At 43.3% G+C, this 12,978-nt stretch carries 13 protein-coding genes; 3 read left to right on the plus strand and 10 right to left on the minus strand.

The genetic code is table 11. The annotated features are described in order from the left end of the window. Positions 1–637 precede the first annotated feature (637 nt). The 4 genes from psbV2 to tnpA form a co-directional block, all read right to left on the minus strand. Positions 638–1,165: a photosystem II cytochrome PsbV2 gene (gene psbV2 / locus M595_RS09795; protein WP_023066069.1), complete on the minus strand. Its 528-nt coding sequence runs from the start codon at positions 1,163–1,165 to the stop codon at positions 638–640. Positions 1,166–1,329: 164 nt separating this feature from the next. Continuing rightward, on the minus strand, positions 1,330–1,821 hold the full coding sequence (gene psbV / locus M595_RS09800; protein ID WP_023066089.1) for a photosystem II cytochrome c-550: 492 nt from the start codon (positions 1,819–1,821) through the stop codon (positions 1,330–1,332). Between the two features lie 261 nt (positions 1,822–2,082). Then, positions 2,083–2,280 (minus strand): hypothetical protein, encoded by a 198-nt coding sequence (locus tag M595_RS09805; protein ID WP_023066045.1) that lies wholly within the window; start codon positions 2,278–2,280, stop codon positions 2,083–2,085. A gap of 255 nt (positions 2,281–2,535) precedes the next feature. Beyond that, complete coding sequence (gene tnpA, locus M595_RS09810; RefSeq protein ID WP_040483881.1) at positions 2,536–2,928, minus strand: IS200/IS605 family transposase; 393 nt, start codon at positions 2,926–2,928, stop codon at positions 2,536–2,538. A 49-nt stretch (positions 2,929–2,977) separates the two neighbouring features. On the opposite strand from tnpA, the gene M595_RS09815 reads away from it, so the two are divergent. Continuing rightward, positions 2,978–4,294 (plus strand): RNA-guided endonuclease InsQ/TnpB family protein, encoded by a 1,317-nt coding sequence (locus M595_RS09815; RefSeq protein ID WP_023066068.1) that lies wholly within the window; start codon positions 2,978–2,980, stop codon positions 4,292–4,294. 74 nt (positions 4,295–4,368) lie between these two features. On the opposite strand, the gene accD is transcribed toward M595_RS09815, so the two are convergent. From accD to M595_RS09835, 4 genes are all read right to left on the minus strand, one after another. Beyond that, positions 4,369–5,319, minus strand: a complete 951-nt coding sequence (gene accD / locus M595_RS09820; RefSeq protein WP_023066087.1) for an acetyl-CoA carboxylase, carboxyltransferase subunit beta — start codon at positions 5,317–5,319, stop codon at positions 4,369–4,371. Positions 5,320–5,453: 134 nt separating this feature from the next. After that, a complete protein-coding gene (locus M595_RS09825; protein ID WP_023066075.1) occupies positions 5,454–5,675 on the minus strand; it encodes a putative signal transducing protein in 222 nt (73 codons plus the stop codon). A gap of 211 nt (positions 5,676–5,886) precedes the next feature. Continuing rightward, positions 5,887–6,708: a prepilin peptidase gene (locus M595_RS09830; protein WP_023066091.1), complete on the minus strand. Its 822-nt coding sequence runs from the start codon at positions 6,706–6,708 to the stop codon at positions 5,887–5,889. Positions 6,709–6,724: 16 nt separating this feature from the next. Then, on the minus strand, positions 6,725–6,982 hold the full coding sequence (locus M595_RS09835) for a hypothetical protein (protein ID WP_023066080.1): 258 nt from the start codon (positions 6,980–6,982) through the stop codon (positions 6,725–6,727). A gap of 173 nt (positions 6,983–7,155) precedes the next feature. On the opposite strand from M595_RS09835, the gene M595_RS09840 reads away from it, so the two are divergent. Together M595_RS09840 and M595_RS09845 are read left to right on the plus strand one after the other, a co-directional pair. Next, positions 7,156–7,734 (plus strand): DUF3611 family protein, encoded by a 579-nt coding sequence (locus M595_RS09840; RefSeq protein ID WP_040483882.1) that lies wholly within the window; start codon positions 7,156–7,158, stop codon positions 7,732–7,734. Between the two features lie 267 nt (positions 7,735–8,001). Further along, positions 8,002–9,234 carry a helix-turn-helix domain-containing protein gene (locus M595_RS09845; RefSeq protein ID WP_052001737.1) on the plus strand — a complete coding sequence of 411 codons (1,233 nt, stop codon included), beginning with the start codon at positions 8,002–8,004 and terminating at the stop codon, positions 9,232–9,234. A 382-nt stretch (positions 9,235–9,616) separates the two neighbouring features. On the opposite strand, the gene M595_RS09850 is transcribed toward M595_RS09845, so the two are convergent. Beyond that, complete coding sequence (locus M595_RS09850) at positions 9,617–11,278, minus strand: glycine/sarcosine N-methyltransferase (RefSeq protein WP_023066062.1); 1,662 nt, start codon at positions 11,276–11,278, stop codon at positions 9,617–9,619. Positions 11,279–12,259: 981 nt separating this feature from the next. Beyond that, complete coding sequence (locus M595_RS09860) at positions 12,260–12,952, minus strand: DUF533 domain-containing protein (protein WP_040483884.1); 693 nt, start codon at positions 12,950–12,952, stop codon at positions 12,260–12,262. Positions 12,953–12,978: the final 26 nt, after the last annotated feature.

Below are 12,978 nucleotides of genomic sequence, written 5' to 3' on the forward strand. Positions count from 1 at the left end.
CTAGGAGGGATTCCAGTTTAGGCTACCAGTTACCTCCATTTAACCCATGCACAGCAGGATATAGGTTGTCATGCTATGTCCTGTGGGTTATGCTGTCCTCTGAAGCCTTCAGAGGGAGAGAATTGGATTAATCCTCACTCTCACGAATTACTGAGTTGTCAAGGTTCAGTGTTGAGAAGATTAAGGCACTTCTCCTGATTCCTTGCCTCTAATCCACCATGAAATCCTGGTTTCTAGAGAACGAATCGCACTCGGTATGCCCTACCGTACTTGAGAAAAAAATGCTTGATTCTCTGTACTTGGTGCTTTAAGGTTTTATATGGCCAAAGCATTCCTGGCAAGAACCCCGTACCTTAAGTTTTCAAGGTTCATTGCATCGATTAGATGCTGGGTTTTTAAACTGGTTGAATACCCTGCCAGTAGAGTTATTATAGCATTAGAAAGAGCCTTATATCCCCATACCTGAAGGTAGGGGCTTTACGGCAATTTTTGGTAAAATGCTTAAGATCGTTAACATTCACTGACACATTTTTACTGGTGTAGGTGCGTAATTTGTCTGTTTTCTAAGGTTTTTGGGGATCATTTCAGGTCAAGACGAGAATCAGCCACCCAGAGATTAAAACTCTATCGTCTAAATCTACATTCTAAATTCAGGCGGGAGTTCGTTAGCCTCTTGTGTTTGTCCCCAACCCGGTGCCGCTTGCGCCGAACGAATAATATAAGCGGCTAAGTTCTCAGCTTGCACTTGAGACATCCAATTTTCTGAAATTTGACGACACCAATAGTTGGTATCACTGCCATCAAAGCTGAGTGGATATCGAAAATAACTCACGAGATTTTTAATATTATCACGAGCCGGAGTCGCGGCTTTCAGGTCTTCGAGAGATAAAGAGACAGTCGGGTAAGGAATGTTAACGCCTCCGGCGTGACAGTTGAGACAACTCGCCTCAAACAGCATTTTACCTGTATTAATATCTTCCGGCGAAAATTGCTGAGTATGACCTTGATTATCGGCAGGTATTTCGACAGGTTGACTCGCTAAATAGCGACGGACATAGGGATCAACGCCATCAGCTAAAACCGGGGAATGAACAGCAAAAACCCCGAGTCCAATCCATAAAAAAACGACTAAGAAGTTGAAAAAATTTTGAATTATCAATCGCATTGAGTGTTAATTAAATTTAGTTTTCCCTAAAAAATCAGGTCGTTCAGACTTCAGACTTCAGACCTTAGATCAGCCAACCTTTCCCCAAAATCATGCAATCCTCTGTAGAAAAGCAAGCTACCTCTAAAACCCAAAATCCGAAGTCCAAAACCCGGTTATGTTATTTAACGCAGGTATTTACCACCGCCCCACTGTTCCCCACGAATTTTGGGTTCAAGCAGAATATAACCCGCAATCGAGTACAGATCATCCTCCGTGAGATTTCTCATCTTCGGATAAAGATCTGAACTCTTGGTACTCGGATGTAGTTCTGAAATTTCGTAAAACCCATCATAGGTCGTGGGATTTTGCATATAGTCTATCAAAGCCCCAATATTATTACGAGAAGGAACAGCACCTCCCAGGGATTGGGGACTTAAGTTGACATCAGGATTCGTTTTAGTTACACCTAACGCATGACATTGAGCGCAAGCATAGTTAAACAGTTGTTTACCCTGTTTAATCTCTTTTAAACTTAGAACAGTTGGTTCCCCTTGTTCGTTGAGGGGAAATGTCCGTAGGTCTTCTGTTAGTTCGATAGCGTTGGCACTATTGACAAACATTTGAAACGTGAAAAATACAGTGGCTACAGCCAGCCAAATGTATCTTTTGAGCATAATTCTCCTTAACCTTGTGCTAGTTATGGAACCTTGTAATACAAATCGACTCATCTGAAAGTGTTGGTGTCCTCTCAATCGTTTGATCAGAGACACCCAACAATCGAATGTCATGGATCAATCATCCTCTAGGATGTCTCTTTGGTCAAAAGTTTGCTCACAGTTCGTTTATTGGCTCTAGGATGGCCTGTTGATCCGATTTTCTCCCCCCAAGTTACCATCGCTGGCTTTCTCCCCAAAATTTGTGAGTTTAGCTGCGTGTTAATCTGGCGTTGTCGAATCTTCTTGTTGACGAGAGGCGATAATTTTTGACATGATCGCCTTAGCATCCTCCAAAGCCAAACGGGTCTGAGGATGTTTATAAGCAATTCCCAACTGATCACAAAGATTGAGTACCGCTTCTACCGGGAGATTGTAATCCTCGGCAATTTCTGTGATGGACAGGTCTGCAAAACCCATGAGATTTGCTTCCAACAGATTTTAATCAAACTAATTATAGGAAGTCTTGGTAACTCTGAAAACCTACTCGGCTGCTTAAACTGAGACTTTACTCCTTTGAGCGTTCAATTTCAGCGGTCATTTCCTAGATATATTTACTCAATACCTAGTCCAAATTCTCGGATCAATTCCTCTTTTTGACCAGAAAGCGCGGCAAGCCCCTGCCTTCAGGCATGGGGAAGGATAGCGATGCGACCGACCAACAGGAGGAAGCAACTATACCAATTGTTGGTCTTTAATGTATTGCTTGATCACTGCCAACGGCGCACCTCCCACCGTCGCCACAAAGTATGAATTTGTCCAAAGGGTAGGGATTCGAGATTTTAGCGCGGGGAATTCATCGCGTAATAGCTTGGAACTCCGACCTTTCATCCTTTTTACTACTCTGTGAATACCAAACTGTGGGTCGCAACTAATCAATAAGTGAACGTGGTCTTTGTCTGTCTCCATCTCATCAAGCTCACACCTCACATCAACGACTACTTGAGCCAAGATTTCTTTCAGTCTAGCCTCGACGTCTCCTATCAGGACTTTGCGACGGTATTTAACGCACCAAACAACGTGGTACTGGCAGTTGTAAATAATATTTTTGTTTGATTTTAATTCCATATTGAGTTAGACAACTGTAAGCTGTATAGTATCACAAGGAGGTAAAATAATGTTTGGATGTCAGCAAATCCTAATCAATGCAGACCCATCACTACGGGGAATTCTTGAATTCCTCTGCGGTGAATCAAATAAATTGCATAACTGCGGCACCTATCTTTCTCGCCAGTTGTATTTCAAGACTGGCAAGATTCCTAGCAAGTTTGATTTGCATCGGGAATTGAAGGATAACTCGCATTTTCAGGCGATGTATTCTCATGTGTCGCAGCAATGCCTAACCACTGTAGCGGAATCGTTTAAGTCCTATTTGGGGCTTTTAAAGGGTATCAAAAAAGGCACTGTCAATCAGCGACCAAAGTTGCCAAACTATCGCAAGCCAGGATTGAACTTGGTCACATTTCCTAGTGCCGATGTGAAACTGAAGCCGAATGGGTTGCGATTTCCACTTGGGAGACAGGTTAAAGCATGGTTTGGTTTGGATGCTTTCTATTTACCAATGCCGTCAAACCTAGAATTCAAGACAATTCGTGAGTATCGAATCCTGCCTCGAAACGGCGCGTTTTACCTTGAATTGATCTACAAGGTTGAATCTGTGCAAACTGATGTTGATGCCGCTAATGTTTTAGGAATCGATCCAGGATTGAATAATTGGATCACCTGCGTGAGTAACGTTGGAACATCATTTATAGTTGATGGATTGCATCTCAAATCCTTGAATCAGTGGTACAACAAGCGATTATCTGTACTAAAAGAAAGCCAGCCTCAAGGGTTTTGGTCAAAGCAGCTATCCGGGATAACGGAGAAGCGAAATAGGCAGGTGCGAGATGCCGTTAACAAAGCGGCTAGGATTGTACTGAATCACTGCATTGAAAATAGAATCGGAACTGTAGTATTTGGTTGGAACAAAGAGCAACGGCAAGAAATCAATCTTGGTAGTAAAACAAATCAAAAGTTTGTTCAGATCCCGACTGGTAGGCTGAAAGATCGTATCGCTCAACTCTGTGAACGGTACAACATTCAGTTCGTTGAAACCGAAGAATCCTATACCTCTAAAGCTAGTTTTCTAGACCTTGATGAACTACCTACATTTGGTGAAAAACTCGGTGCTGGTACTCGGACGCAGGTTCCGAGTAAGGAAGCACCGACCCGAAGGGCTGAAGGGTGGAAAGAGTCTGGGAAACGTGTTAAGCGTGGGCTATATAGGTCTAAGGATGGCTTCAAAATTAATGCCGACTGCAATGGTGCGGCGAATATTTTGAGAAAAGTAGCGGCGAAATTGGGTTTCAATCTCAATGGAGTCAGTAGGGGTGCTTTGATCGCGCCTTTGAAAGTCCGAATTTGGGCTGTTCAAGAATCCCCGTCCCTTTAGGGCTGGGGAGTATCAAGACAATCTAATTCTGAGTCAATCAACCTCAATCGACTGTCACGGCTGAACAGAGAGACTTAAGCATCGGTACTGATAGAATTGACTTCACGATGGCGGGAACTTACAGGTGTCGTTTCTACATGACTCGCTACAAAATGAGAGGATTTTTGAGGAAGACGGTGAAGACGAATTAATTGAGCTAGCGTTTTTTTCAGCTGAGGACGAGGAACAATCTGATCAACAAAGCCATGAGCAAGCAGATACTCAGAGGTTTGAAAATTATCAGGAAGCTTTTCTCTGAGGGTTTGTTCGATCACCCGTCGTCCCGCAAAACCAATCGTCGCCTTGGGTTCAGCGAGAATAATATCCCCGAGCATCGCAAAACTCGCCGTGACTCCTCCGGTTGTCGGATGAGTTAAAACAGGAATATAGAGTTGTTTGGCTAATCGGTGATGCTCTAAGGCTCCCGAAATTTTTGCCATCTGCATCAAACTCAACATCCCCTCTTGCATTCTTGCTCCTCCCGAAGCACAAATAATAACCACGGGATATCGCTCTTGGGTGGCGTGTTCGATCAAACGGGTGAGTTTTTCTCCCACCACTGACCCCATACTTCCCCCCATAAACTGGAAGTCCATCACCCCTAAAGCTACAGGTTCACCTTCAATTAAACCCATCCCCGTTTGTACCGCATCGGTTTGGCCCGTTTTTTCACGATAATCTCGCAGGCGATCGCTATAAGATTTGCGATCATAGAATTTTAGGGCATCAATCGCGTACAATCGAGCATTGAGCGGCACCCAAGTCTGAGGATCAACGATCTGTTGAATACGTTCGCTGCTGTTAACGGGCATATGATGACCGCATTCTAAGCAAACCTGTAGATTTACTTGTAGATCTTTGGTATAGGTCAATGCACCACAGTGAGAACATTTTACCCAAAGTCCATCCGCTATTTCCCGCTCTTGTCGATCTGGGCTAATCGGAACAGACTTTTGTCGATTTGCAAACCAATCAAATAGAGACATTAATTAAAAGAGTATTTTCGGTTAGATGTTTGATCTCAAGCCTGAGGCTTTCTGAATTTGTCAGTTTACCTCATTATTCTGTCTAAAATATCATTTATAATATAACGATCTGTTTCATTAAAATGTTTCTTGATTCAATCTGCTGATTCTAATTCCTCCTCAATTGGACTGAGCAGCAAACGAGCCGCCCACTGATGCGCCGACTGAACTTGCAGTGCTGCCGGACTCCCCATACCCATATAAGAAGTCAAGCCCAAGTCTACAATCCGAGCCGGAATGCCGTGAGCGGCTAACACTTGTTCCATCAACTCAGCTTCCCATCGCATTGCTGTTGTTCTCAGGGTAATCCAAGACATAAAAAAGTTTACTCCCTTACAAGACCCAGGGCGGTTTCAGAAGTCGTGAGGTCAGAAGTTAGAACTGTTTCCCGATCTCCCCCAACACCGATAGCCACTCCCGATCTCCCCCAACACCGATAGCCACTCCCGATCTCCCCACCTCCCGATCTCCCCACCTCCGGATCTCCTCACTCATCAAATTTTAGAGCGAGAATGAAATAGCTCTCCCTTACAAGACTGGGAAAAACAGGTTTAGGTAGGCTGATAGTATTGTCTCACCCCAAAGGGCGGTTAGACCAGCAGCGATCGCCAAAAAAGGGCCAAATGGCATCGGTTGTCGTCGATCTAACCAACCCAGTGCGATCGCCCCACCGCCAACAAACGCACCAAGCGCACAAGCAATAAATCCCGCCAGTAGCAAATATTTCCAACCGAGCCAAGCTCCCATCAAAGCGGCTAATTTACTATCTCCAGCCCCCATCGCCGTTTGTCCTAAAGCCAGCGATCCCAATAAAGCAATGATATCTAATAACCATAACCCCAAAACCGCTCCGACTATCCCACCCATCAGAGAACGACTCACCGCCGCCGAGTTCCATCCTTGTCCCCAAGCTTGAGCGATCTGAAAACCGAGTCCAACCACTAAGCCTGATTGGGTTAGACCATTGGGTAAGGTCAGAGTATCGAGATCGATCAACGCCAAAGCCACTAACCAACTCAATAATGCCCAGTATCCGACCATTTCCACAGGTGTTGAAGCATTCCACAAGACCCCTAAGAACAGTAAGCCTGTGGCGGCTTCTACAAGGGGATAGCGCATAGAAATCGGAGCATGACAATGTTTACAGCGCCCTCGTAGCCATAACCAACCCGAAAGCGGAACATTTTCAAACGGACCCAGGCGTGTCAAACAATGCGGACAGCGCGAAGGGGGATAAAGCAGGGACAAACCCGCCGGAATTCGATAAATCACAACATTGAGGAAGCTGCCAATCGAAGCTCCCAAAACAAATACAATTAAGTTAATCAGCCCCGTCAGTAGAATATCCATGTTCGATCAATGCGTTCTAAGACAGTTCAGAGTCGATGTTCTCAACCGGAATAAACTGTTCTCCGGGTAACAAAATCGGTCGGGAGGAGAAAATTAACCAACTCTGATGAGTCAGGGAGTTAACAATCACGCCCGCAGGTCGTCGCATTTGTCTGGCGTGAACCCGAAGATAAACCCGGTAAACTTGTCGAGCAGCCTGTAATACATCAGGATTTAGCCAGTTTTGATCAGATTGAGGCGTCTCCTGACGCTCAGGTTCTCGCTCTCGAAGCATAGACCACAGAATACTATTCCCAGTGTTAATCTGTTAGACAAGAGTTACAAGTTTTATAATTAGCAATTATCATAGGACTATTTTCAATTATCCTGATCAAGAGTGTTTGACTGCATTGGGATCTTTATTTTTCCCCAGAGTTCAATTCGTTTATATTCCATTTTTCTAAGCCAATGTCCAATCAATCTGACTCTTCACCGCAACCCCCAGCCGTGCGCCGAGTCGCCTTTTCACTACGTCGAGCGGGTTGGATTAGTTTTTGGATTCAATTAGTGCTAGCTGTTGTTTCTGGCATCATTCTGTTATTTGCAATTTTAGTCGCGAATCAAAGTCCGACTCAAGGTGGAAGTTCAGGAGTAGAAGGAGGATTACTTTTTGCTTTTGCAGGTCTGGGGGTATTAGGATTTAGTACCTATCGCGCTTTTTATCATACCCGCTTGAGTCAACAACTGCGTGGCCCTCATCCGGGGCGGCCAAGTCGCGGCGAAACCATGAAGCAAATGCGGGTGAGTTTAATTGCCAATATGGTGGGAATGCTCCTGACTTTATTAGGAGCCGAAGCAATTAATGGGATTTTGTTGGCAAAAGCAGTGTCTCAACCCCGGGGGATTTTAGAAGCTTCTGTAAATGTGCGGGATTTTGTTCAACCCCTGGATATTTTTATTGTTCTGGCCAATACCCATACGATTGTGGCTCATTTTGTCGGAATTCTCTGTGCAATCTGGTTAATTGAACAAATCTACAAAGACTGATGGAGTGTTCATCAACCCCGGTTCTATTAGGCTGATTAATCCACAGGGACGATTGAGCAGCCTAAACTTGCTCAGGCTCACAAACATCAAAGAAGTCTCAAGTCAACGTGAAAAATCCTGATCCAACCGTCCCTATTTTTTTTAGTTCTCTGTCTCCGGGACTCTCGATTTCTTCTATAATGGTGGTGTCCTCATCCGGAATTAAGAGCAAGTAATAGAAGATGTGACTCAGATGGTATTGTACTGAGTAACAACAAACTATTCAATATGGAACTAAACTCCTTAGTTGGCGTCGGCCTCGTAGAGCCGAACATTGTTGAAGTATCACCAGAACGTTTGAGATCACTTTTAGGTCAAATCGAGACTGAACTGCACCACAGTCAAGTCTACCAGATTGCCCTTGCTAATCTGCAAAAGGTTCTAGGAGATGCAGCCCCAAAGGGCGAGATCCTGATCAAGGCTGTCGGTCGGGAAGCGATTCAACTGGCTCTTAAGCAAATATTAATTCACCAGTCTCAAACTATAGTACAAACTGTTCCAAAAGACAACTCTAGTTCCAATGGTTCTAGTTCCAATGGTTCTAGTTCCAATGGTTCTAGTTCCAATGGTTCTAGTTCCAATGGTTCTCATGAAGTCAATTCTTCCTCGGACACTGAGGAACAAGCCTCCTCAATGCTAGAAGTTGCGACTGTCTCTCCGGGCGAAGCGGTTAATGATGCGGCTTCTCCAGAAGTACAATTATTGTCTGTAACTACTCAATTGGATGAAACTTCATCTGAGGCGCAAACCTTTGACTCAGACTCAGTAGAGGATTCATCAACTCAGAAGCCGAAAAAACGCAAAAAAAGACTCACAAAAGCAGAGTTAGTCGCCCAATCCATCCAAAAACGGGAAGCCAGTCTGCGTCAGGTGGGTCAAGAGTTGCGACAAGCCCGTGAAGCTCTTTCGGTGTCTTTAACTCAGCTTCACCGTCAAACCCTGGTTCCTCTGTCTCATCTGCGGGCGTTGGAAACGGGTGAAATTGACCAACTCCCAGAAGATGTTTACCTGCGGGGATTTATTTGTCGTTTAGGGAATGCTCTGGGACTCAATGGAACGGCAATGGCAGCCTCAATTCCTACCCCTGATCCCTTACAACATCTGGTTCCTACTTGGTCAAAGGCTGAACTTGATTCTAATTTTTATCTCAATTCGGTTCATCTTTATCTGGGTTATGCCGCAATTTTAGCGGGGTCATTGGGAGGAATTGCTTGGCTGTCTCAACAGTCTGCACCGGAAACGAGTATTCCCCCAGAAATGCAAAAACTGCTGCAAGAAAATGGGCCTCAGTCTCGTCAACACCAGTCGGAAACTGATGCGGCATCGACACCCGGTTTAGAGTCTAGTGAGATGGGTGTGGTTTTGGGAGCCGATATTGCACCTCCAGAAGCGATGGATACGGACTGGGTACCCCAGGAAATGACCAGTATAGGGTTTGGGAGTTATCAACCTGAAGGATAAGGGGGAGTATGGGGAAGTTTCTTCTCCCCCTATTTTTTGAGACTATTTAAGCAATTAATTCAAGTGTTATATTCTCAAAACTAAAACGATAAATTATTGTCATTAACCAGAACGTAGAGTTTATAAACTAAACCGTTTTTGAGCGGTTTTATCGGATTCAACTTAACTGAATTTATTCGAGTGCAAATAACCAATTACAAAAAGGAGGGAGAGTCACAGATTACTCCGCCCTCCGGGTATCTCCTGCGGAGACGCTTCGCGAAAGTCACGTGACTGCTGTGACCGTTGGTCAATACCTAAATAGATAAAAACTGTAGGAGAAAGTTCTCCCACAGAAGTCTAATCTAATATTCAGTTCAACACCGAGTGAAATTGTGAAAGACTATTTTTTGCTAAAATGCAAAATTCCCCAACTGAGATAGCCTTTCTTTCCAGATTCAATCCAATGATTCAAACCCAGTTTCATACGTTCAATATAATCTTCACCACAGCTTTCTAAGGCTTCTTGATAATTTTCATCAACCGCTTTGAGAACTCGACTGTAATGATTGACTAATTGTTCAGAAAGATCGATCACTTCGATTTCCTCAAGCCCTGTGGATTTTGCGACTTGCCGATAGAATTCAATTGAACCCAAAGAATCTAAATGAATCCGATCATAAACCGGTTGCAGTACACCTTCAGGACAGTCATCACTTTGCATCGGATCAGTGAAAATAAACTCTCCACCGGATTTGAGAACTCGATAAACTTCTTTAAAAACTAAAGACCGATTTCCACTGTGTAGAATGGCATCTTGTGACCAGACAACATCAAAGCTAATATCATCTAAGGGAAGATCTTCAAAACTCGCATCAACAACATCAATTTTTGAACTCACATTCTGTTCCTGGTTTAACAGACGATTGCGTTCGTTTTGAACTTCACTTAGATTCACACAAGTCACATGACAGCCAAACTTTTCGACGAGATAACGAGCGGCACCGCCATAACCTGCGCCAATATCTAAAACTCGGCTATTTTCATTAAGTTTGAGATGAGAAGCAATCTCTTCTACCGTGCGGCGACTGGCATCAAAGACAGGTTCATCTTCGCTTTTGTAAATCCCAACATGGATATCTTCTCCCCCCCAAATGCTGGCATAAAAAGCATCTGCACTGTCACTGTTGTAGTAGTTGCGAGCCGTGTCAACTGTGTTTGAATAGGTTGTTTTTCGGGTTCCTTGTTCTTCAGTTTCGTATTGCTTCTCAGCAACATGAATAAAGAAGTCTGGATCATCTTGGTGATGGGTTTCTTGGAAGTCACCATAGGTTTTGATGCGTTGAAAACCGACATCCTGCATCAGCTTACGGGTGTAATCTTTCCGCAAGGGATACATATTCAGGTGAAACACAGATTTGTCGGGAAACTCATAACGAAAACGAGCTAAACCGTCATCCATGTGTTCGGGTTCTGCTTTAACATTTTCTCCGCAGTAGTAATAAATATGCTTAGAAGAAAAGCCGCTATCGAGGATTCCATCATAGTTGCGTTGATCCAAAATCAGCAGACCATCATGGCGTAACGCCGCATAAAATTCTGCTAGGGCTTTACGGCGATCGCGTTCAGAAAACAGATGAGTAAAAGAGTTTCCTAAACAAATAACTGCATCAAATTTACCATGAATATCACGGTTGAGCCAACGCCAGTCCGCTTGAACGGTGCGTAAAATTAGTCCATGATCGCGACCATTTTCAAAAGCCCTTGACAGCATTTCAGGACTGCCATCTGCGCTGACGACTTCAAAGCCAGCTTCCCGTAAACGAATGGAATGAAATCCGGTTCCGGTGGCGACATCTAGGATTTTACGAGCGCCATGTTCTTTGAGAATATCAATAAAGAAGTTTCCTTCACTTTTGGCTCGGGCTTCCCAACTGATTAGTTGATCCCATTTGCCAACAAAATCCTGAATATATTCACGCTGATAGTTAGCAGTGTCCCGAACCGCAATGGGGTCAGAACCGTAGTCTTGTTGTTGAGAAGGCGTTTTGTATTCAGTTTGCATTGCTATTTCTGTAATTATACTTTCTTTCTTTCACGGAAGAAGCCTCACTCGTCCAAATTCTTACTTAATGAAGAATATTTAAGGTTCTAGTTGTATGCTACTGCCATCTGGTTAATGGTGTTGGTCTGAGCTTGGCTTCACTCCAGGTTTTTAGAAGTGAGTTGACAGCAGCAAACCCGAAGACATCTTTCATTCAACCACAGAACTTGAAAACAATCAAAATATACATTTTTGATCGCCTTGCTAATCTTAAACTGTTTGATGACCAATCTAACACTAGAACCAAAAAATGTTGAATCCCTCTCCCCATATAGGGTAAAGGTCTTTTCGGCTTTGCTGTTGATCTCAGAAAAGTTAGCGATTATTAACTTTGTACTATTTAAAATTTTAATAAAAAATTAAGATTTGCTGATCTAAACTTGAAATTCATATAAATAAACTATAATTTAATAAAAAATGTTTTAAATATTTAATCATTTAAGTGTGGATTTTGAGTTACAAAGGCTTGACAAATCAAGGCGAGTTCAGAAAATCAACCCTGAAAGATTAAGCCGAGTGATGTGAGTCTTAAAAAAAATTAATCTTTCTAGGCGACTGATATTGGTTATAATATAAGTTGTGGCTTAATTAAATATTTCGTTAAATCCAAAAATTATGCGACTCATCTTTAAACTCTAAATGGGTTAAGACTGATTAAAGATTAGATAAAAATCAAGTGTAAAATGTCCCAAAAGTTACTTATTTTGAAGTGATAATTGTGGGACTAAGGCTGTAGGCTTTATTTTTTTTAAGAAGAATAAAAAACAATAATTAGCCCAGAAAATTGAGGCATTGATCTCAACGCTCTTGAAATCCCCTACCGACAAAAAATCAAATTCTCTGATCGCTTGAGTAGATCTCGATTGAGAAAACGCCTCAAAATTCCTAAAATTCCAGGTTGTTAACATTCTCGGACATCAATACAGAAGCTTAATTTTGCTTCTAAATATACTTCGAGACATCTTCCTCGCAATCATCGGCCAAATAGGAAAGCGCCCGAAAACGCAAACCGACAAGCTGTTCATAGAGAGGGTTAACTTTGCACATGGGCGGAATATGAACAATCTTGCGACCAAACAAAGTCACATCCCGTTCAAAGGGACATTGAGGAGGAATCATCTTGCAGATAAAACGAGCCACCTTGGGATCGTGAACCTTCCAGTCATCCAACCAATGTTTAACCGGATGCAAAACATCAAGCTGATGTGCTTCTCCCCCTGGTTTGAGAGTTCCACCCTGAGCGCTTTGAGCTTGTTTAGCCTCAAGATCTTCTAAAGTATGCCGTAGAGACGTCAAAACCTGATCATCGAGATCTAGAGCCTGACAAAACTGGTGCATGAGGTCATCCTCACACACGGAATAAATCCCATCGGCTAAAGCAACCATTACGGCAGTTCTTAGGAAGTTTTCTGCCATCTCAGTTCCTTTTCCTAAGTGAGTGGCTAACTCCTGGGGTGAAATGGGTTCGAGAGTAGATACATCTGTATCTGTCCCCAACTGTTCATGGGTGAGAGAAACAATCAGCTCTTGTTCTTCTGCATCAAATTGTCCATCTGCCAAAGCCAGAGTCAATAATCCACGTAACCATGCAGTGGTTTGTTCGTTGGTGTAGGGTGATTGAGCTGTCCTAGTCATGAGTTGCGATCTCTTATCGGGAGATT

The sequence above is a fragment of the Lyngbya aestuarii BL J genome (assembly GCF_000478195.2).
In the GTDB taxonomy this organism is placed as follows: Bacteria; Cyanobacteriota; Cyanobacteriia; order Cyanobacteriales; family Microcoleaceae; genus Capilliphycus; species Capilliphycus aestuarii.